Genomic DNA, 21,124 nt, shown 5'->3' with positions numbered 1-21,124 from the left:
ATCATGGCCAAACACGCAAAAGTGCTGATTCTCGGTTCCGGTCCCGCCGGTTATACCGCCGCCGTCTATGCGGCCCGCGCCAACCTCCAGCCGGTGCTGATCACCGGCCTGGCCCAGGGTGGCCAGCTGATGACCACCACCGACGTGGAAAACTGGCCAGCGGATGCCAACGGCGTGCAAGGTCCTGAACTGATGCAGCGCTTCCTGGAGCATGCCGAGCGCTTCAACACCGAAATCATCTTCGATCACATCCATACCGCCAAGCTGACCGAACGCCCGATCCGCCTGGTCGGCGACGCCGGTGAATACACCTGCGATTCGCTGATCATCGCCACCGGCGCCTCGGCCCAGTACCTCGGCCTGCCCTCGGAAGAACACTTCAGTGGCCGCGGCGTGTCGGCCTGCGCCACCTGCGACGGCTTCTTCTACAAGAACCAGGAAGTGGCCGTGGTCGGCGGCGGCAATACGGCGGTGGAAGAAGCGCTCTACCTGTCGCATATCGCCAGCAAGGTCACCCTGATCCATCGCCGCGACAAGTTCCGCGCCGAGCCGATCCTGGTCGACCGCCTGCTCCAGCGCGAGAAGGAAGGCCGCATCGCCATCCGCTACAACACCGTGCTGGACGAAGTGGTCGGCGACGATTCGGGCGTGACCGGCATCAAGGTGCGCGATGCCCAAGGCGACAAGACCGAAGAGATCAAGCTGGCCGGCGTGTTCATCGCCATCGGCCACAAGCCCAATACCGACCTGTTCGCTGGCCAGCTCGACATGCGCAACGGCTATATCGTCACCAAGACCGGCCTGGCCGGCGATGCCACGGCTACCAGCATCCCGGGCGTGTTCGCCGCCGGCGACGTGCAGGACCACATCTACCGCCAGGCCATCACCAGCGCCGGCACGGGCTGCATGGCCGCGCTGGATGCCCAGCGCTACGTGGAAGCGCTGTCGTAAGCAAGGACCGGCCCTAGGCACCTCGCGACACCTTGCGGCATTGTGATTCGCTGCGCATGGCGATCCAACGCCGCGGGTGCCCGGGAGCTGCCGCACAGGCCCGCGGGTGCAACGCCGATGCCGGCCGCCTGCATCAGCTCCCCCACACTATAATCACGCCGAGCACCCGGAGAACGCCATGACGCACGGCGCAAAGAAACCTGCCAGCCCGCCCAAGCGCTTGGGCCTGACCGACCTGGCCGGCCTTCGCAACTCCCTCAAGGCCGACACCGAACGGCGCGAAGCCGAACGCCGCGAGGCGGAAGCCGCCGCCGAGCGCGCACGCGAAGAGGCCGATGTGTTCCGCAGCAGCGTGGGCAACGTCAACATCCTGCGCGACCGCAACCGCGTCACGCCCGCGCCGCGCCACCCCGCGCCGGTGCCGGTACAAACCCTGCTGGACGACAAGGCGGTGCTGGCCACGTCGCTTTCCGACGAATTCGACGTCGAGAACCTGCTGGATACCGATGAAACCCTGTCGTTCCGCCGGCCCGGCATCGGCATGGACGTGGTCAAGAAACTGCGCCGCGGCGAATGGGTGCCCCAGGACAAGATCGACCTGCATGGGCTGCGCAGCGACGAAGCGCGCGAGGCGCTGGCCGAGTTCGTGCGGCGCTCCGTCAAGCGCGGCGTGCGCTGCGTGCGCGTGATCCACGGCAAGGGCAACGGTTCGCCGGACAAGACCCCGGTGCTCAAGGGCAAGGTGCGCAGCTGGCTGGTGCAAAAGGAAGAAGTGCTGGCCTTCGTGCAGGCGCGCGGTGCCGAGGGCGGCGCAGGCGCGCTGATGGTGCTGCTGCGCCAGCCGCACGCCTGAGACCGCGCGCACGATGCATTTGCCGCTCGATCTGCTGATGGGGCGGTTGCCCCTGATCCTGCATGTCATGGAAGTGGTTGGCGTGCTCGCCTTCGCCGTCTCCGGCGTGGTCGATGCGCGCAGGCAGCGCTTCGATGCCGTTGGCACGTTCGTGGTGGCGTTCGCCACCGCCTTCGGCGGCGGCACCGTGCGCGATGTGCTGCTGGACCGGCGGCCCTTCTACTGGGTCGACCACGAAGGCTATGTGATCCTGATCTTCGTCATGTCGCTCGGCGCGTCGTTCGTGCTGCGGGTGGTCAGCCGGGTGGCCTCGGAGCGCACCCTGATCACGGCCGACGCGATCGGCCTCGGGCTGTTCTCCGTCACCGGCACGTCGCTCGCGCTGGTGGCAAATATGACCCCGACCGTGGCGGTCATGATGGGCATCATCTCTTCGGTGTTCGGCGGCGTGGTGCGCGACGTGCTGTGCAACGAGGTGCCGATGATCCTGCGCGACCGCTCGCCTTATGCCACCTGCGCCTTTGTAGGCTGCTGGGTCTATGTCGGCCTGACCTGGATGCGGGCCGAGCAGGAACTGGCCCTGCTCGCGGGCGCGATCACCATCACGGCAACGCGCCTGCTGTGCGTGCGCTTCGGCTGGAAACTGCCGAGCTAGCCGGGCAAACCGGGCGCCCCTCCCGTGGGACCGCCAGGATTGCCCGCCCGGGCCAGGCTCAGACGGCGGCTTCGTCCTGCTCGCCGGTGCGGATGCGGATCACGCGCTCGATCTCGGTGACGAAGATCTTGCCGTCGCCGATCTTGCCCGTGTGCGCCGCCTTGACGATGGCATCGAGCACGGTATCGAGCTGGTTCTCGGCAACCACGACCTCGATCTTGATCTTGGGCAGGAAATCGACCACGTACTCGGCGCCGCGGTACAGCTCGGTATGCCCTTTCTGGCGGCCAAAGCCCTTTACCTCGGTTACCGTCAACCCGGTCACGCCGACGTCAGCCAGCGCCTCACGCACTTCGTCCAGCTTGAACGGTTTGATGATGGCGGTAATCTGCTTCATTTTGGCCCCTTATATAGTCGTTGGTTAGAGAAAGAGTTTAGCCTGCCCGGCGGTTGGCCGGATGTCTCCTGCCGCACCGCGCCATTTCCGGTAGACTCATCCGGCGCTCCCGCCAGCCCGAAGCTGCAAGGCCGGCGCGGCGCGCACAGCCATGGCGGAACAGTTCCCTGGCAGGCACCATGACGGTGCTGGCCAGGGCCAATGATGAGCAAATCTAGCGCAATGCAGTCTGAATCTTGCAAGCCGGGACCGGACCACCCTGCCGAGAGCCCCCCAGGGACAGCTGCGGCACAAGGCGGACAGGAACACGAGCGGATGGAGAATTATCGCACGCAGATCGTTTTCGATCTGTCCGAGCTGGCGGAGGCGGCATGGGACGCCCTGGTGGCCGCCCAGCCGGGCGCCACGCCGTTCCTGCGCCACGCCTTCCTGCACGCCCTGCACGCCAGCGGCAGCGCCTGCGACGAAACCGGATGGAGTCCGCGCTACCTGGTCCTGTGGGCCCCGGACGACAGTGGCGGGGAGCACCTGGCGGCGGCCATGCCGCTGTACGCGAAAATGCACTCGTACGGCGAATACGTGTTCGACTGGGCCTGGGCCGACGCCTATGCGCAGCACCGCCTGCCCTACTACCCCAAGCTGCTGTCCGCGATCCCCTTTACCCCGGTCCAGGGGGCGCGGTTGCTGGCCGAGGACGAAGACGCGCGCCGCTTCCTGCTGCAAGCCGCGCTGGCGGTGGCGGAACAGAGCCAGTTGTCGTCCTTGCATGTGCTTTTCCCGGACGAACACGAGGCTGCGCTGATGGCGGACGCCGGCATGCTGATGCGGCATGGGGTGCAGTTCCACTGGACCAACCCGGGCTATGAGAGCTTCGAGGCATTCCTGGCCACGCTGTCGCAAAAGAAGCGCAAGAACATCCGCGCCGAGCGGCGCCGCGTGGCGGAGGCCGGCATCACCTTCCGCCAGTTGCGCGGCGCGCAGATCGGCGAAGACGAATGGCGCTTCTTCAACCGCTGCTATCGCCAGACCTACCGCGAGCACCATTCCACGCCCTACCTGAACCTGGATTTCTTCCGGCGCATCGGCGCCGCCATGCCGGAGAACCTGCTGCTGGTGGTGGCCGAGCGCGCCGGCCAGCCGATCGCCGCCTCGCTGGTGGTCTACGACGGCGACCCCGCGCGCAGCACCCTGTTCGGGCGCTACTGGGGGGCGCTCGAGCACCACCCTTGCCTGCACTTCGAGACCGCGTATTACCAGCCGCTGGAATTCTGCATCGCGCAGGGCATCCGCACCTTCGAAGGCGGCGCGCAGGGCGAGCACAAGATGGCACGCGGATTCCTGCCGGTGGCGACGCGCTCCGCCCACTGGCTGGCGCATCCGTCCTTCGCCGATGCCGTCGAGCGCTTCCTCGCGCGCGAACGCCAGGGCATCGACGCCTACCTGGACGAACTCAACGACCGCACGCCGTTCGCGCGCGGCTGACGCCGGCCTTTGGCGGGGCCGGCTTGCCGCATCACCGCCACATGCGCCGCAGCGTGTTGTCGCCCAGCATGTAGTGGTGGAACAGCGCTGCGATGGCGTGCAGGCCAATCACCGTGTAGAAGGCCGTGCCCAGCGTTCCGTGAATGTCCTCGAGGGTGTTCTTCAGGTCCTTGCTGGCCGTCACCAGCGGCGGCACTTCGATGCCCAGCCCCGGTATCGTCAGCAGGTGGCCGCCCGCGTTGAGGGCCAGCAGGCCCAGCACGGGCTGCACGAAGATAAACAGGTAGAGCAGGACATGCATGGCGCCGCCGAGCCGCTGTATCCACCGCGGGCCGGGCTCGGGCGGCGGCGCGCCGCGCACCAGGCGCCACAGCAGGCGCGGCACCGCCAGCACCAGCACCAGCGCGCCGGCCCAGGTATGTACCGACATCGACAAGGTTCGCCCGGCGCTGCCCTCGGGGAGAAAGCCCTCGAGTTCGATCGCGGCGTACGCGGTGGCAATCAGCAGGACAACCGCCCAGTGGAAAAACACCGCCGGAACGGCATAGCGGACCGGCACCAACGGCTTGGAGGAAGTAGGGAACATGGGAAATTGCCGGTGCCTTGCCTTTCGGGCAGCGAACGCTGGCTGCCCTGGCGCTTACTTCTTGTAGTTGGCGACGCCGTCGGTGATTTCCTTGTGGGCTTCCTCGATGCCGGCCCAGCCTTCGACCTTGACCCACTTGCCCGCCTCGAGTGCCTTGTAGTTCTCGAAGAAGTGCTTGATCTGGTCCAGCAGGTTCTGCGGCACGTCGGACAGGCCCTTCATGAAGGCGGTGGCCGGCGACAGCTTGTCCAGCGGCACGGCGACCAGCTTGGCATCCACGCCCGACTCGTCGGTCATCTTGAGCATGCCCAGCGCGCGGCAACGCACGACGGCGCCGGCCAGGATCGGGAACGGCGAGAGCACCAGCACGTCGACGGGGTCGCCGTCGCCCGACAAGGTCTGCGGAATGAAGCCGTAGTTGGCGGGGTAGCGCATGCCGGTGCCGATGAAACGATCAACGAAGAGCAGGCCGGTTTCCTTGTCGGCTTCGTACTTCACCGGATCGCTCTGGGCGGAAATCTCGATGATGACGTTGAAATCGTTCGGGATGTCCTTGCCGGGGGAAACGAGGTTGAAGCTCATGCTTGCTCTCCAGATGCCTGTGTTTGTGGATGGCGGGCATTATAGCGGTTCGAAGCTGACCCGGGCCTGACGCCACGTGCCTTGCGCGCCTCGCGCAGTGAGTGATAATGGCGAATTGTCCCAATGACGCATCGGCAGGCGCACTAGCAGCCACAAGCTGCCGGTCGCATCCTCGGAGCCATTCCAAATGCACGCCCAGCACTTCGTTGCCAACCGCCTGATCGCGCCGGATTCCGGCATGCGCATCAAGGTATTCGACCCCTCCAGCGGCGAGCCCTTTGCCGAGATCGCCCGCGGCAACGCGGTCGATATCAATGTGGCCGTCCACGCCGCCCGCCAGGCCGCCGAAGGCGCCTGGGGCGCCATGGCGCCCGCCGGGCGCGCGCGCCTGCTCAACCGCGTGGCGCTCACGCTGATCGAGCACGAGGCCGAACTTGCCGCGCTGGAAGCGCGCGACACCGGCAAGCCCTTGCGCCAGGCCACCGCCGATGCGCGCGCCGTGGCGCGCTATTTCGAGTTCTATGCCGGCGCGGCCGACAAGCTGCACGGCCAGACCATCCCCTACCAGCCCGGCTTTACCGTGCTGACCGTGCGCGAGCCCCATGGCGTGACCGGCCACATCATCCCGTGGAACTACCCGTTGCAGATCTTCGGGCGCAGCGTGGGCGCGGCACTGGCCACCGGCAATGCCTGCGTGGTCAAACCCGCCGAGGATGCCTGCCTGTCGCTGCTGCGCGTGGCGGAACTGGCGGCCGAGGCCGGACTGCCCGAGGGCGCGCTCAACATCGTCACCGGCTATGGCCATGAAGCCGGCGCCGCGCTGGCGCGCCATCCCGGCATCAACCACATCTCCTTTACCGGCTCGCCGCAGACCGGCAAGCTGATCGCGCAGATGGCGGCCGAGAACCACGTGCCGGTGACGCTGGAACTGGGCGGCAAGTCGCCCCAGGTCGTGTTTGCCGACGCTGACCTCGATGCGCTGGTGCCGGTCATCGTCAACGGCATTGTGCAGAACGCCGGCCAGACCTGCTCGGCAGGCAGCCGCGTGCTGGTGGAGCGCCCGATCTACGGCGCCGTGCTCGACCGCCTCGCCACGGTATTCGAATCCCTGCGCGTAGGGCCGGCGGAGATGGACCTGGAATGCGGCCCGCTGATCAACCGCAAGCAGCAGCAGCGCGTCTGGGATTTCGTCTCCGACGCACAGCATGCCGGCATTGCCGCGATGGCGCAGGGCCAGATCGTGGCGCAAGCGCCGGAGTCCGGCTACTACCAGGTGCCGATGCTGTTCCGCGATGTGCCGCCGACGCACCGGCTGGCGCAGGAAGAAGTCTTCGGCCCGCTGCTGGCGGCAATGCCCTTCGACACCGAGGCCGAGGCCATCGCGCTCGCCAACGGCACGCCCTACGGCCTGGTCGCCGGCGTGTGGACCCGCGACGGCGCGCGGCAGCTGCGCCTCGCGCACAAGCTGCGCGCGGGCCAGGTCTTTATCAACAACTACGGTGCCGGCGGCGGGGTGGAACTGCCCTTCGGCGGCAGCGGACAGTCCGGCCACGGCCGCGAGAAGGGCTTCGAAGCCCTGTACGGATTCACCACACTGAAAACCATCGCCATACAACATGGGTAATATCAACTTCCTGTCGGTCGCCTTCGCCATTTTCTTCTTCTGGATGGCGTGGCACGTCAGAAACAAACGTGCCACCAACCCCTCCGCCATGCCGCGCCTGCAGGTCTTCAAGCGCAAATGGGGCGACACCGTGGGCGACCGCGTGCACTGGTGCCTCTATGTGGCACTGCCCTTCCTGCTCGCGCTGATGATGGTCGCCAACGCGTTGCGCGGCCGCGGCCCGTTCTCGCACTAAGCCGTGGCCTTGTCCCTTGCAACCAACGGGAGGCGCCGCATGTAGCAGGCGGCGCCTCCCATCCAGCGGCATCGTGCACCCAGAGAAAATGGAAAAATGGAATCCAGAGGAGACCGCATGACAACAACCGCAGTACACGCCGGGGCGGCCGACCCCGCCTTCGAGGATGCCACCTACCGCAAGGTGAGCTGGCGCCTCGTGCCCTTCCTGCTGCTTTGCTACGTCGTCGCCTACCTGGACCGCGTCAACGTAGGCTTTGCCAAGCTGCAAATGCTCAACGACCTGCACTTCAGCGAGACCGTCTACGGGCTGGGCGCGGGCATCTTCTTCATCGGCTACTTCCTGTTCGAGGTGCCCAGCAACGTGATCCTGCACAAGGTTGGCGCGCGCATCTGGATCGCCCGGATCATGATTACCTGGGGGCTGATCTCGGCGGCGATGATGTTCGTCACCACGCCGGCGATGTTCTACGTGCTGCGCTTCCTGCTCGGCATCGCGGAAGCGGGCTTCTTCCCCGGCATCATCCTCTACCTCACCTACTGGTATCCGTCGCACCGGCGCGGGCGCACCACCACCTATTTCATGACCGCGGTTGCGCTGGCCGGCGTGATCGGCGGGCCGCTGTCGGGCTGGGTGATGCAATCCTTCGACGGCCGCAACGGCTGGTCCGGCTGGCAATGGATGTTCCTGCTCGAAGGCATCCCTTCGGTGCTGGTGGGGCTGGTGGTGCTGGCCTGCCTCGACGACCGCATCGTCCACGCCAAGTGGCTGAGCGACGAAGAGAAGTCCCTGCTCCAGCGCAATATCGCCAGCGAGGACGGGCACAAGGAAGACGCGCCGGTCAGCCAGGTCATGACCAGCCCGCGCGTCTGGCTGATGAGTTCGATCTACTTCTGCTTCGTGATGGGCCTGTATGGCGTCAGCTTCTGGCTGCCCACCATCATCAAGCAGACCGGCGTGAAGAGCCCGCTGGATATCGGCCTGCTCACCGCCATCCCCTACGGCTGCGCGGTAGTCGGCATGATCCTGGTGGCGTACAGCGCGGACCGCACGCGCGAGCGCCGCTGGCACATCGCCATTCCCGCGCTGCTGGGCGCGCTTGGCCTGGTGCTGTCGGTGCAATGGCACAGCAATACCGTGCCTGCACTGCTAGGCCTGACACTGGCCACCATCGGCATCCTGACCACGCTGCCGCTGTTCTGGAGCCTGCCCACGGCATTCCTGTCCGGCACGGGCGCGGCCGCGGGCATTGCGCTGATCAACTCGCTGGGCAACCTGGCCGGATTTATCAGCCCGTATGCGGTGGGCTGGCTCAAGGACCTGACGCAGAGCACGGATTCCGGGATGTACCTGCTGGCGGCGTGCCTGGTGGTGGGTGCGGCGCTGACATTGTCGGTGCCGGCGCGGATGGTGGACAAGTAGGTTCATCCGACTTTCGTGTGGGGCGACCCGCCCCATACGGCCTGGTGAACCTTCACGGCTCGCTTCGCATCGCGGGTGGGTGTGGCCCGCCCCTCGGGCGCTCCACACGGCCACACCGAATTTTGATCGGGCGATATTGCTTTTATTCGCGCCGGTTGGCACTCCCTCTCCCGCATGGCCGGAGAGGGCAGAGCGAGAGGGAAACGCCGTTGGGCAATCCGGGCGGCGCTGGTGCATCCTGCCGGCTTCGGCTCACGCCCTGCTCCCGCCGAATCAATTCCCCGCATCCTCCCCGAGCATCTGCGCCACCGACCCCGCGGTCCCCGCAGCACGCTCACCCAGCAAGTGGTGCAGCGTCGCAAGCAGTTCGTCTTCGTTATACGGCTTGCCCAGGTAGGCATTGACGCCGATCTCCGCCGCATAGCGGCGATGCTTCTCCGCTGTCCGCGAGGTAATCATCACCAGCGGCATATGCGCAGTCCGGCTATCCGCCCGCACATTGCGGGTCAGATCGAAACCATCCATATGCGGCATCTCGATATCCACCAACATGGCATCCGGCATCACTTCCTGCAACTGCCGCAACGCGTCCACGCCATCCCGCGCGAGCGCCACCTGATACCCCGCGCGCGTCAGCAGGCGATGCGTGACCTTGCGCACCGTGAGCGAATCGTCAACCACCATCACGGTAGGCTGCGTGGCCAGGCCTGGCACCGGGTCGGCGCCGCCATGGGAGAATTCGGCCACCGCGCCGAGCGCCGGCTGTTGCGTCAGGTACGAAGGCCCGGCAAGCTGCGGGCGGGCCAGTTCGCCGCGTTCGCGCACGAAACGCTGCGCCAGCACCACCGGGTTGTAGATCAGCACGATCTCGCCATCGCCCAGCGTGGTCGCGCCGGCAATGCCCTCCAGGCGCGCCAGGTGCGGGCCGATATGCTTGACCACCACTTCGCGATTGCCGATCACCTCGTCCACATGCACGGCGATGCGTTCGGCGCCGCTGCGCACCACCACCACCGGTGAATACTTCCTGCCCGCGGCAACCGCCGGCGTTTCTTCCAGCAACGTGCCAAGGTAGTGGAACGGTACCGCGCCGCCAGGCGCGTCGAGGCTGCCCTGGTTGTAGGCTTCCAGCAGCCCTTGCGAGCGCAATTGCTGAACCTGGTCGATCATGCCGCTCGGAATGGCGAAGGGCCGGCCGCCCAGCGTGACCAGCAGCACCTGCGTAATGGCCGTGGTCAGCGGCAGGTGCACGGTAAAGCGGGTGCCCTGCCCCGGCTGCGTGGCCAGCGCGATGCGCCCGCCCAGCGCCACGGTCTCGGCGCGCACCACGTCCATGCCGACGCCGCGCCCGGCCAGCTCCGACACGGTATCGGCCGTGCTGAAGCCGGGGGCGAAGATCAGCTCGGTGAGCCGTGCCTCGCCCGCGTCGTCGTCCGGCGCCAGCAGTTCCCGCTCGATGGCGCGCGCGCGGATGCGCGCAAGGTCGAGCCCGCCGCCGTCGTCGACGAAATGCAGCACCACCTCGTTGCCCTCCTGCTGCACTTCCAGCGTCAGCGCGCCGGTGGCCGGCTTGCCCGCGGCACGGCGCACCTCGGCGGCCTCGATGCCGTGCACCACCGCATTGCGGATCAGGTGTTCGATCGGGCCGGCCATGCGGTCCAGCACCGAACGGTCGACCTCCACGGTGCCGCCCTTGATCAGCAGCCGCACGTCCTTGCCGGTCTCGCTGGAGGCCTGGCGCGCCACGCGGTACAAGCGCTCGGCAAGCGCGTCGAACTGGACCATGCGCGCCTGCATCAGGCTGCGCTGCAAGCCGCGCGTGAGGCGGGCCTGCGTATCGAGGTCACCGGTGGCGCGGTCGAAGCCGCGCTGCAGGTTCTGCTCGACGGTGGCCACGTCGTTGACCGACTCGGCCATCATGCGCGTCAGTTCCTGGAAGCGCGTGAAGCGGTCGAACTCGAGCGGATCGAAATCCTGCTTGTGCTGGGCGTCGGCATTGCGCGACGTCATCTGCGACTCGGCCTGGATCTCGATCTCGCGCAACTGGCCGCGCAGGCGCGCCACGTTGTCGTTGAGCTCGCCCAGGTAGCTGCGCATCGCTTCCAGCTCGCTCTCCAGCCGCGCGCGCGTCGCGCCGACTTCGCCGGCGTCGGTGATCAGCGTATCGAGCGTGCGGGCCTGGACCCGCACCAGCGCGCGCTGGCGCTCGGCGGCATCGGCTGCGGGCGCCAGCGCGTGGCCCGGTGCCGGCACCGGTGCGCGCGGCGGCGTGCTTTGCAACCAGGGCTGCACGGCGGCACGCACGAGCGGCGCCGGACTGGCCTCGCTGACTGGCGGAGCCGCTTGCCCGGGTGCCGTCGCAGCGGACGCAGCGGACGTGTCCGCCACGTCCTGTACCGGCGCGCCGTTCAAGCCGGTCATGGTGTTGATCAGGTCGGCATCGTCCACCGGCAGCAGGCGGCCGGCCTGCAACGCTTCGCTATGCGCGAGGATGCGGTCGTACCAGGCGTACAAGCGCACGAACAGGACCGGCCCGACGCGATCCGCGCGCACACCTGCGTCGAGCAGGGTCTCCATCTCGTGGGCGGCCTGGCCCAGCGCCATCGCGCCGGCCATGCGCGCGCTGCCCTTGAGCGTATGCAAGGCGCGCAGGATCAGGCCAGCGTGGCTGGCATGCTCGCCATTGCCGGAAGCCGACTCCCAGCCGCGCAGCAGCTTGCCCAGTTCCGGCAGGCTGCCGTGCGCCTCCTCCAGGAAAATCTCGACAAGCGCGGGCTCGAGGGACGCCTCGGCGGCGGGCGCCAGCGGGATCGTGCCGGTTTCGGCGGGTTCAGCGAAAGACGCTTCGGCCATGTTGGCCGCATGGGCGTGACCGGCATCCACGCCCTCCGTACCCACCGCTGTCATGGTGGCATCGTATAGCGCGCCGGCATTGGCCACAGCCGGCAGCTTGCCGAACAGCAACGCAACCGGCGCGTCCTCCGCCTCGGGCGGCAATTCCGGCGCCGCCGGCAGCGCCAGCCGCGGCCGCACCAATGCACGCTCGCCCAACTCGGCAAGGCTGCGGCAGATCGCGTCATCGGCGGCCGGCCAGATGCCGGCGGCAAACTGATGCAACATGCCGCGCACACGCTCGACCGCCTGCTCCAGCAGGCGGAAGTCGCCCGGGTGCATCGCCACCGGGTGGGCGCCGAGTTGCAGCATCAGGCGCTCCAGCGCCTCGGCGATGGCGCGCACCGGTTCCAGTCCGACCGTCGAAGCACTGCCTTGCAGCGTGTGGGCCACGCGCAATGCCAGCTCGCTCGGGCAGGGGCGGCCTTCGTGGCGCCACTCGGAAACATCGGTGGCGAACTGGCGGATCAGGTCGTCGGCTTCCTGCAGGTAGACGTTGTAGAGCGGCAGGCCGATGCGCACCGGGCCGATCAGCTTGAAGTGATCGTTTTCCTCCGCCGGCGTGCTGGCGAAGCGGAAAGGAAGGACCTTGGCATCCGCCCCCGCGATGGCGTCTTCTCCAGCTTCGGCATCCGTGGAACCGGTCTGTGCTTGCGCCACCTCCCGTTCCTGCTTGTCGAGAGACTGCGGCACTACCGGTTCAAGCCCAGTTGCCGGCGCCGGCGCCGGCGCCTCCCCCGCGCGCACCGACTGCGCCGCGGCCAGCAGGCCTCCGGTATCGTGGAGCGCCAGGGCATCGGCACGCAGTGCCTCCACCCAGCCGGAAAGCTCATGGTGGGCGCGCGACAGCAGTGCGAGCAGAAGCGGCGCCGGCGCGCGCGCTTCGGCAATCCACAGGTTCATCACCTGCTCGACGGCCCAGGCCGCCTCGCCGTAGCGATGCAGGCCCACCATCCGGCTGGAGCCCTTGAGCGTATGGAAGGCGCGCCGCAGCCGGCTGATGGTGTCGGCGTCCTCCAGCACCCGCAGGCCGCCGGCAATATGGCTGCCAACCTCGCCCAGCACCTCGGCCGCTTCGCTCAGGAAAATATCGAGCAGTTCGGCGTCAATCGCGGCCGCATCGCTCGTATCGGCCCTTTCCGCTGCCGGCATCGCGGGCGCAACCGGAGCGCCGGCCGGCAGTGGGTCGGCCAGAGCCACCACCAGGCGTTCCGCCGCACCATGGGAACCGGCCAGCCAGGCGTTGAACTGGGTCGTGGCTTCAGCGGCCTGGCGGCGCAAACCGGCAGCGTCGTCGATGGCAGCCTGTTCGTTCATGGCCTGCAGCGCCGCGCGCAGCGCCTTCACCTCGGGCGAATCGGCGGCGGCGGTGTGGCGCACGGCATCGTTGGCAGCCGCGCGCGCCCTGGTGAGCAAGGCCGCGTGGGAAACCGCCCCGCCCCGCGCTGCCTGGCCGTCGGCCTCGGCGGACTCGTCATGCGCATCCGCCGATGCGCGCCGGCCAAATGCCAGCGCATCGATAAAGGCGTGCACGGCGCCAAGCTCGCCGGCGATCGCCGCCAGCCGGGCGGCGCGCTCGTGCGCGACATCGCCCTCGCTGCCGGGAGCCGTGGCGATATCGCCGCGGACCTGCGCTGCGCTGGCGCCAGCGAGCCAATCGAGCGCTTGCATCACGCGCTGCAATGCCGCTGCGACCGCCTGCGCGTCGGCGCGCAGCGCTTCGGGCAGCGCGCCGGCTTCGCGCAATGGCTCCAGCGTGCTGGCCAGCGCCGCGAACGCGCGCTCGGCGTCGCGCAGGTGGGCGCCGGCCTGCGCGCCGGCAGCATCGCGATCATAGGCATCGAGCCACGATTCGCCGCTGTCGAGGTGGCCGCGCAGCTGTGCGACCGCGGCCTCGCGCAGGCGTTGCGCGCGCGCCTGGTCCACCATCTGCACGAGCCAGCGCGGAGCCGGCATGGCTTGCTCGCCGCGCTGGCGCGCGCCGAGATACAAGGCCAGTTCATCGCAGCGCTGCGCGAACGCGGCGGCCGCGGCATGTCCGGTGCTGCCATGCACCCGCCACGGCAAGGCCAGTGCTCGCGCCAGGAACAGCGCGATGGCGCCGGTGCCGCAAAGACCGTCGTCGCCGGGACTGACAGGCAGCGCGGGATGCGCGGCGGCATCCAGGCAGCGCAGCAAGGCCGGTTGCGCCAGCGGGTGCGAGGCTTCGGCCAGCGCCGCCAGCGCGTTTTGCCATGCACCGGGTTCGGCGCCGGCGGGCGCGGCCCGCTCAAGCGCGGCGGCTGCCTGCTGCAGGTTGCGCGTATCGATCGGATCGAGCCAGCCGTAGTAGCGCACGCGAAAATCGGCATGCGCGCTGGCATGCGCCGCGTCGATGCGGAAAGCCTGCAGGCACCCGCGGATGGCGGAGCGCAGCACCAGCACGGGTGCGCTCTCCGGCTCGCTGGTGGCCGGCGTCCCGCTAGCGGTGATCAGCAGATAGACGGCGTCGTTGAGCAGCGCCTGGGGCACCCGCACCTGGCCCTGCAGGTACTGGCGCAGCAGCAGGTGGGCGCGCCCCGCCAGCCGTTTGGCCAGCAGGTCCGACGGCAGCAGCCCACGGGCCAGCGCGCCGAACACCAGCGCCAGCACGTGCCACACGTCGCGGTCCGGGTGGTCGGTGGCGCGGCGCAGTTCCTGCTCGCTCGCGCGCACGTCCTCCAGAGCGGATTCCAGCGGTAGATAGGCTTCGTGGAGAAGGCTGGGATCGAAGCACGGCACCGGCAGGCGCAGCGCCTTGAGCAGGGCGCCCTCGAAACGCTGGCGCGCGCGCGTAACGGTGGCGGCCATGCGCGTCGGCAGCAGGATGCCTGGCAGCATCTGCAGCTCGTCGACCCACAGGTCGGCGGGATGCACCCGGTCCTCGCCGAGCCGCCCCAGCACGTCGGCATAGGAGCGGAACAGCCGCACCGGATCTTCGTCGTCGCCGACCATCAGGTCGTCCACGTACTCGGCCAGTGCCTGCACGCCCAGGCGGAAGACAGCCAGGGTCTGGGCATCGGCGGCGACGGCTCCGCCGTCGATGCCTTCCAGCAGCCGGCGCAAGGCCTGGCAATACGGATCGACGCCGCGCAGGCCAACGATATGCACGGCGCCCGCGGCCTGGTGCAGATGCTGGCCAGCCAGGCGCAGCGAGGTGGTGTCGCGCGCGCCGAGCGCTTCGGGCGCCTGCTGCACTTCATCGACGTAATGGCCCAGCTCGGCCGCGGCATCGTCCAGCGCCGCGCGCAGGCTCGGCGCCAGCCAGGCCAGCATGGAAAGATCGCGCGACACGGCGGCGCCGGGAGGGGCGGCATGAGGCGCGGAAGACGGGTCCGGCGCCGGCGGGAGCATCAGCGCCAGCGGATCCTGCACGGCCGGAGCGGAGCCGGCAGCCTCACGCGAGACAGGGAAATTCAATGACATGACTGCTTCCAATGCGTCCAATGCGGTGGCGCCGGCCCGTGGCCCGCTCGCGCGGCCCTCGTGTAACCCGTCAGGCGATCTTGAATCGCAGCACGGAGTTGCGCAGCTCTTCCGTCAGCAAGGTCAGCTGCCGCACCGACAGTGCGGTCTGCCGGGTGCCCGAGGAAGTCTGCTCGGTCACCTGCAGGATCCCTTCGATATTGCGTGCCATCGCGGTAGCGAGTCCCGCTTCGTGCGAGGTGTTCTGCGAGATCTGTTCGATCAGCTCGGCCAGTTGGCGCGACACGCGGCCGATCTCCACCAGCGCGGCGCCGGCATTGTCGGACAGCTTGGCCCCTTCCACCACGCCCTGCGTGCTGCGCTCCATGGCGTGCACCGCATCCTGCGTATCGGTCTGGATGGTGCGGATCAGCGCGCCGATCTGCTTGGTCGCCTCGCCCGAGCGTTCGGCCAGGCGCTGCACTTCCTCGGCCACCACGGAGAAGCCGCGCCCGGCTTCACCGGCCGATGCGGCCTGGATGGCGGCGTTCAGTGCCAGCACGTTGGTCTGCTCGGTAATGTCGGAAATCAGCTCGACGATCTCACCGATCTCCTGCGAGGATTCGCCCAGGCGCTTGATCCGCTTGGAGGTGTCCTGGATCTGCTCGCGGATGTCGTTCATGCCGACGATGGCGTTCTGCACCGCGTACTGGCCTTGCTCGGCCGCGGCCAGCGAGGCGCGCGCCACATTGGCGGATTCCGCCGCGCCGCGCGACACCTGCGTGATGCGGTCCGCCATCTCCACCACCGATTCGCCGGTCTGGCGGATCTGGCGCGATTGTTCTTCCGAAGCCGCAACCAGTTCGATCGAGGTGTCCTGCACCTGGCTCGATGCCTGCGTCACCTCGCCGGCGGTCTGCTGCACCCGGCCCACCAGTTCGCGCAGCTCTTCCACCGTGTAGTTCACCGAATCGGCAATCGCGCCGGTGATGTCCTCGGTCACGGTGGCCTGCCTGGTCAGGTCGCCGTCGGCGATATCCTGCAGTTCGTTCATCAACTGCAAGATGGCCTTCTGGTTGGCGTCGTTGTTGCGCTTTTCGTCCAGCCGGCGGGCTTCGGCCTCGCGCTCGCGGGCCTCGGCTTCGAGCGTGCGGGCGCGCGAGTCACGCAGGTAGAGCGCCGCGAGGCCGACCAGGAACAACAGCGTGAGCAAGGCCGAGACGATGGTGGCGCCCAGGGTCAGCGGGCGCATGCGCGCGCCTTCGGAATACGCGGCCTGCAGCGCGGACAGTTCGCCGCGCAGTGCTTCGTTGTCGTTGAAGATCTGCTGCTGGGCGCGCTTGGCCGCGATCAGGCCTGGCAGGTTCTGCAGGATGGTCTGGGTGGTCTTCTGCACTGCGTCGAAGCGCTGCGAAAGCTGCTGCAGGTAGCCGCGCGTCTCGGCATCGCCCGCCGCCGACAGCCGCAGCGCTTCGCTGCCGTTCATCAGGCCGTCCAGGGTTTCGCGGAAGGTATTGGTGTCCTTGCCCAGCAGGAACGCGGTTTCGGGGTTGACGCCTTCGCCCGCCAGGAATTCGTTGAGGTTCTTGCCCAGGCGCTGCGTCAGCATCACCAGCTGCGCGGAGGCGGCCACCTCGCGCGCGTTGGCGCCGCTCTGCAGCTTGATCGCCGCCACCTGCTCGGCGCTTTCCAGCAGTTCCGGGTTGGAGGCGTTGAAGATCTGCAGGGTCTGTCCGATGGTGGTCAGGGTGGGCTGCTGGGCCAGAATGTCGCCGGCGCTCTTCTCGGTGCGGCGCCAGGACTCCATGGCCTGGTCCAGCAACGGCGCGGCCGTCCCGCTGGTGGCACGCACGTGCTTGGTATCGCTGCCGCCTTGCAGCGCCTGCAAGTCCGCGGCAAGTTCGCTCTTGGACTCACGCAGCTGCGTAGTGGCCTGCGCATTGCCCAGCAGCGCCACCGGCACCGCCTTGGCCAGGCGCTGCGAGTGCATCAGCATGTCGCCGGCGATCTCGATCTGCGTGGCGGCGTTGTTGGCTACGCGGTTATCGAAGTACACCGAGGCCAGCAGGGCGGCCAGCGAGAGCACGACCCCCGCGGTCAGCGCACGCTGCTGGCTGGCGAACGGGAGGCTGGAAAGCCTGCCCGGGAAGCGCCGGGCCGGGGTGCTACGCGTGCCGGGCGCGGCGGCGGCGTCCACCGCCAGTGCGGCGGCACTGCCCGCTTGTGCCTGGCGACCCAGGTTGAACATCTTGAATCCCATAGCACCCTCTGTCCGTTATTTTTCGATTTTGATATTTGCCGCGGGCATGCCCGCGCGATGCTCAGGCGGCCTGCCGGCCCACCTGCAGGAAGGCCGGCGCTGCCAGCAGCCTGCGCACGTCGAGCACCTGCCAGTCGCGCCCGTCGCGGTCGGCAAAACGGGCGCCCTCCCATTCCGGTGCGGGCTCGTGCCGAACCGGCGCCCTGTCCGCCGGTTCGGCCGGCAAGGACAAGTCGCCCGCATGGCGCAGCCCGACCACGCGCGTGGCAAGAATGCCGCAGGCGCGCTCCACCTGGCGCGACAGCACCACGATCTTGCTGCCCTGCGGCAGCGAGGTGGCTCCCTCGCCGCAAAACAGGCCGAAATCGATCACGCCCAGCAGGCTGCCGCGCGCGTTCACCAGCCCCGTGTACCAGGGCTGCGTCAGCGGCACCCGGCTGGGCTGGCGCATCTCCAGCACCTCGCCCGTTTCCGGCAACGGCAGCAGCCAGTGCCGCTGGCCCACCTGCAAGCCCAGGTAGCTGTCCACCGCGGGCAGGTTGCGCGCCTCGCGCAGGCGGCGCGCCAGCATGGCCTGGTAGTCCTGGAGCCGGGTCTGGCGGGCACGAAGATCCTGGCGCGGCGCGTTCATGGTCGAGGTCCGGGAAGAAGGCATGGGAGCGTGTGCGAAGGCAGGAACCGCACCTGGCTCAGTGGGTCAGCGCGGCGATCTTGGTCAGCAGCTCTTCGCCGTTGACCGGCTTGACGATGTAGTCGGCCGCGCCCTGGCGCATGCCCCAGATGCGGTCGGTGTCCAGGCCCTTGCTGGTGCACATGATGACGGGAATGTCCTTGAAGCGGTCGTCGCGCTTGATCGCGCGGGTCGCCTGGAAGCCGTTCTGGCCCGGCATCACCACGTCCATCAGGATCAGGTCGAAGGTTTCCTTCTCGAGGCGGGTGAGGGCCTGCTCGCTATTGCCTGCCACCGAAACCTTGAAACCCTTCTTGCCGAGCAGGTCGGACATGAACAGGGCTTCGGTCGGGGAGTCGTCAACGATAAGGATTTTGCTGATAGTCATGAAGTTTCCTTGATATGCGCCTTGACGGCGCTCAAGCCGGCAAGGGGCTGGCCGTGGCGCGTGGCACGCAGGCATCGACCGCCTGCAGCAGCGACTCGCGGGTAAACGGCTTGGCGAGATGGTCTTGCGCGCCGACCAGGCGGCCGCGCGAACGGTCGAACACGCCGTCGCGGGAGGACAGCATGATCACCGGGATGGCGTGGAAATGGGGGCTTTTCTTGATCAGGGCGCAGGTCTGGTAGCCGTCCAGACGCGGCATCAGGATGTCGCAGAAGATCAGGTCCGGATGCATGTCGCCGACCTTGGCGAGTGCCTCGAAGCCGTCTTCGGCCAGCAGCACCTGGCAACCTGCCTGGGACAGGAAGATCTCGGCGGTACGGCGGATGGTGCTGGAATCGTCGATGACGAGCACCTTGCGGCGCGCAGGCGCAGCAACGCTGGCAGCGGCGCCAGCTTCGACCGCGCCGCTGGCTTCGGCGTTGACCCGAATACTTTCTTGCAGTTGAGTGACCCGCATCTCGTTCCCGCGACCAGCGTACCTTCCTGGGAAAGCGCCGGCATTCACTTGAGAACATCCGCGCGATGCAGACTGGCTGCGCCGACGGACCCCGAAACAAAACGATCTGATTCCCGAAAACAAGCCAGCCCGGTGACCCGGTGGCCGGCAAACGGCGGCGCGTGGTACCCGCGCCTGCCAAGGTCCACCCCCCTAAAGGATGGATTTTCAAATTTGAAACAGAGTGTGACAAGTCGCCGGGGGGCCGTCAATGTGCAAACTGGGCCAGCCATGGCGTATCTGTCGCATCGACGCGACGCGGCACGGCGGGCAGACCAGCCCAGCGGCGTCCGTCACGGTCCCGTCATGGTCATACCTGGCCGGATCCTGCCGGCCGGCTTGACGGCATAGCGGCTCCCGCGGTGGAATGCAGCCGCTTCAGAGCGCCACCATCTCAAAATCTTCCTTGCGCGCGCCGCATTCCGGGCAGGTCCAGTTGACGGGCACGTCTTCCCATCTGGTACCGGGTGCAATGCCGTCTTCGGGCGCGCCGGCGGCTTCGTCGTAAATCCACCCGCAGATCAGGCACATCCAGGTCTTGTATTCCATAACGGTACAGTCGCTCTCCATTAAAATTCAGGGCCAGATGGTACCGAATCGGCGCCGCCGGCGCCAGCCGGAGAAGTACGGTTCGGGCCAAATACGCCGTGTTCGCGCACGTTACCCTGCAAATGCCTCGTATTTCGGCTGTTTTGCCGGCATTTTCCACGTAACTTGCTGCCTGATAGAACGCGTTTCTCCCGCTTTTGATTTCACGCCAAGCCATGTCTCGTAACCAGCAGCTCTTCGACCGCGCACAGCAAACCATTCCGGGCGGCGTCAATTCGCCCGTGCGCGCCTTTCGCTCGGTGGGTGGCACCCCCCGCTTCATCACACGCGCCGAAGGCGCTTATATGTGGGACGCCGATGGCCAGCGCTACATCGACTATATCGGCTCCTGGGGCCCGATGATCGTCGGCCACGCCCACCCCGAAGTGGTGCGCGCGGTACAGGAGACCGCCGCCCACAGCTTCTCGTTCGGCGCGCCGACCGAAGCCGAGATCGAGATGGCCGAGGAAATCTGCAAGCTGGTGCCGTCGATCGAGCAGGTGCGGCTGGTTTCCTCCGGCACCGAGGCCACCATGAGCGCGCTGCGCCTGGCGCGCGGCTTTGCCGGGCGCGACCTGATCGTCAAGTTCGAGGGCTGCTACCACGGCCACGCCGACAGCCTGCTGGTCAAGGCAGGCTCCGGGCTGCTGACCTTTGCCGACACCACCAGGAACGCCCCCTCCTCGGCCGGCGTGCCCGCCGACGTGACCAAGCACACCATGGTGCTCGAGTACAACAATGTCGAACAGCTCGAGCAAGCCTTTATCAAGCACGCCGGCGAGATCGCCGCGGTGATCGTGGAGCCGGTGGCCGGCAATATGAACCTGGTGCGCGCCAGCGACGCCTTCCTGCAAGCCATGCGCTCGCTGTGCACCAAGCATGGCGCGGTACTGATCTTCGACGAGGTGATGACCGGTTTCCGCGTGGCCCTGGGCGGCGCCCAGGCGCACTATGGCATCACCCCCGACATGACCTGCCTGGGCAAGGTGATCGGCGGCGGCATGCCGGCGGCAGCCTTCGGCGGCCGGCGCGACATCATGGCCTGCCTGGCGCCGCTGGGCGGCGTGTACCAGGCCGGCACGCTGTCGGGCAACCCGCTGGCGGTGGCGGCCGGGCTGACCACCCTCAAGCTGATCCAGGCGCCGGGCTTCCACGACCGCCTGGCCGTGCAGACCCGCAAGCTTGCCGACGGCCTGGCCGCGGCGGCCCGCGAAGCCGGCGTGCCCTTCGCGGCGGACGCCATCGGCGGCATGTTCGGCCTGTACTTCCGCGACGGCGTGCCGGGCAGCTTCGCCGAAGTCACGCAGTGCGATACCGCGCGCTTCAACCGCTTCTTCCACGCCATGCTGGATGCCGGCGTCTACCTGGCGCCGTCCGCTTACGAGGCGGGCTTCGTCTCGGCGCAGCACGACGACGCCATCCTCGCCACCACCATCGACGCCGCCCGCAAGGCCTTCGCGGCCTGAGGCTTCGCCGGCCTGGCCGAGCAGGCCGGGCGCAGCCGCCCCGACCTGCTCGCAGCCACCCTTCCCGTGCCAGCATGGCCTTGATCGGACCCGG

The 21,124-nt window shown here is 67.9% G+C and carries 17 protein-coding genes; 8 read left to right on the top strand and 9 right to left on the bottom strand.

The genetic code is table 11. The features are described 5' to 3' along the window. Positions 1-3 precede the first annotated feature (3 nt). The 3 genes from trxB to AC1DQ3_RS09670 all read left to right on the top strand — a co-directional run bounded on the left by trxB (position 4) and on the right by AC1DQ3_RS09670 (position 2,459). The gene (gene trxB, locus AC1DQ3_RS09680) at positions 4-951 is read left to right on the top strand and encodes a thioredoxin-disulfide reductase (protein ID WP_477119965.1); all 948 of its coding nucleotides are present in this window, start codon (positions 4-6) and stop codon (positions 949-951) included. A gap of 178 nt (positions 952-1,129) precedes the next feature. After that, positions 1,130-1,804 (top strand): Smr/MutS family protein, encoded by a 675-nt coding sequence (locus tag AC1DQ3_RS09675; protein ID WP_477119964.1) that lies wholly within the window; start codon positions 1,130-1,132, stop codon positions 1,802-1,804. Between the two features lie 13 nt (positions 1,805-1,817). Next, positions 1,818-2,459: a trimeric intracellular cation channel family protein gene (locus tag AC1DQ3_RS09670; RefSeq protein ID WP_477119963.1), complete on the top strand. Its 642-nt coding sequence runs from the start codon at positions 1,818-1,820 to the stop codon at positions 2,457-2,459. A 58-nt stretch (positions 2,460-2,517) separates the two neighbouring features. Here AC1DQ3_RS09670 and glnK read toward each other — a convergent pair whose 3' ends face one another. Continuing rightward, positions 2,518-2,856: a P-II family nitrogen regulator gene (glnK, locus tag AC1DQ3_RS09665; RefSeq protein ID WP_006162803.1), complete on the bottom strand. Its 339-nt coding sequence runs from the start codon at positions 2,854-2,856 to the stop codon at positions 2,518-2,520. A gap of 315 nt (positions 2,857-3,171) precedes the next feature. On the opposite strand from glnK, the gene AC1DQ3_RS09660 reads away from it, so the two are divergent. After that, positions 3,172-4,338, top strand: coding sequence for a GNAT family N-acetyltransferase (locus AC1DQ3_RS09660; RefSeq protein ID WP_477119962.1), 1,167 nt, complete (start codon positions 3,172-3,174; stop codon positions 4,336-4,338). Positions 4,339-4,369: 31 nt separating this feature from the next. On the opposite strand, the gene AC1DQ3_RS09655 is transcribed toward AC1DQ3_RS09660, so the two are convergent. Both AC1DQ3_RS09655 and ppa read right to left on the bottom strand, forming a co-directional pair. Continuing rightward, the gene (locus AC1DQ3_RS09655) at positions 4,370-4,924 is read right to left on the bottom strand and encodes a cytochrome b (protein ID WP_477119961.1); all 555 of its coding nucleotides are present in this window, start codon (positions 4,922-4,924) and stop codon (positions 4,370-4,372) included. Positions 4,925-4,978: 54 nt separating this feature from the next. Next, on the bottom strand, positions 4,979-5,506 hold the full coding sequence (gene ppa, locus AC1DQ3_RS09650; protein WP_017228479.1) for an inorganic diphosphatase: 528 nt from the start codon (positions 5,504-5,506) through the stop codon (positions 4,979-4,981). A 187-nt stretch (positions 5,507-5,693) separates the two neighbouring features. Here ppa and AC1DQ3_RS09645 point away from each other — a divergent pair, with 187 nt between their 5' ends. The 3 genes from AC1DQ3_RS09645 to AC1DQ3_RS09635 all read left to right on the top strand — a co-directional run bounded on the left by AC1DQ3_RS09645 (position 5,694) and on the right by AC1DQ3_RS09635 (position 8,787). Continuing rightward, entirely contained in the window at positions 5,694-7,130 is a 1,437-nt protein-coding gene (locus AC1DQ3_RS09645; protein WP_477119960.1) for an aldehyde dehydrogenase family protein, read from the top strand. Beyond that, positions 7,123-7,365 (top strand): hypothetical protein, encoded by a 243-nt coding sequence (locus AC1DQ3_RS09640; protein WP_006162792.1) that lies wholly within the window; start codon positions 7,123-7,125, stop codon positions 7,363-7,365. The genes AC1DQ3_RS09645 and AC1DQ3_RS09640 overlap by 8 nt, the downstream gene beginning before the upstream one ends. Positions 7,366-7,482: 117 nt before the next feature. Further along, positions 7,483-8,787, top strand: coding sequence for an MFS transporter (locus tag AC1DQ3_RS09635; RefSeq protein ID WP_477119959.1), 1,305 nt, complete (start codon positions 7,483-7,485; stop codon positions 8,785-8,787). Positions 8,788-9,060: 273 nt separating this feature from the next. Here the strand turns inward: AC1DQ3_RS09635 and AC1DQ3_RS09630 are convergent, their stop codons facing one another. The 6 genes from AC1DQ3_RS09630 to AC1DQ3_RS09605 form a co-directional block, all read right to left on the bottom strand. Further along, positions 9,061-15,123, bottom strand: a complete 6,063-nt coding sequence (locus AC1DQ3_RS09630) for an Hpt domain-containing protein (protein WP_477119958.1) — start codon at positions 15,121-15,123, stop codon at positions 9,061-9,063. A gap of 70 nt (positions 15,124-15,193) precedes the next feature. Beyond that, positions 15,194-17,362 carry a methyl-accepting chemotaxis protein gene (locus AC1DQ3_RS09625; RefSeq protein ID WP_477119957.1) on the bottom strand — a complete coding sequence of 723 codons (2,169 nt, stop codon included), beginning with the start codon at positions 17,360-17,362 and terminating at the stop codon, positions 15,194-15,196. A 61-nt stretch (positions 17,363-17,423) separates the two neighbouring features. Further along, positions 17,424-17,993, bottom strand: a complete 570-nt coding sequence (locus AC1DQ3_RS09620; RefSeq protein ID WP_477119956.1) for a chemotaxis protein CheW — start codon at positions 17,991-17,993, stop codon at positions 17,424-17,426. 58 nt (positions 17,994-18,051) lie between these two features. Then, entirely contained in the window at positions 18,052-18,420 is a 369-nt protein-coding gene (locus AC1DQ3_RS09615; protein ID WP_477119955.1) for a response regulator, read from the bottom strand. Between the two features lie 31 nt (positions 18,421-18,451). Next, positions 18,452-18,937, bottom strand: a complete 486-nt coding sequence (locus tag AC1DQ3_RS09610; RefSeq protein WP_477119954.1) for a response regulator — start codon at positions 18,935-18,937, stop codon at positions 18,452-18,454. Between the two features lie 417 nt (positions 18,938-19,354). Then, entirely contained in the window at positions 19,355-19,525 is a 171-nt protein-coding gene (locus AC1DQ3_RS09605; protein ID WP_477119953.1) for a rubredoxin, read from the bottom strand. A 215-nt stretch (positions 19,526-19,740) separates the two neighbouring features. Between AC1DQ3_RS09605 and hemL the strand changes: the two genes are divergently transcribed. Further along, positions 19,741-21,030, top strand: a complete 1,290-nt coding sequence (gene hemL, locus AC1DQ3_RS09600; protein ID WP_477119952.1) for a glutamate-1-semialdehyde 2,1-aminomutase — start codon at positions 19,741-19,743, stop codon at positions 21,028-21,030. Positions 21,031-21,124: the final 94 nt, after the last annotated feature.

Source organism: Cupriavidus sp. 01T418 (assembly GCF_056398885.1).
Note: the sequence above shows the minus strand (reverse complement) of the source record. Positions and strands in the feature narration are given on the sequence as shown.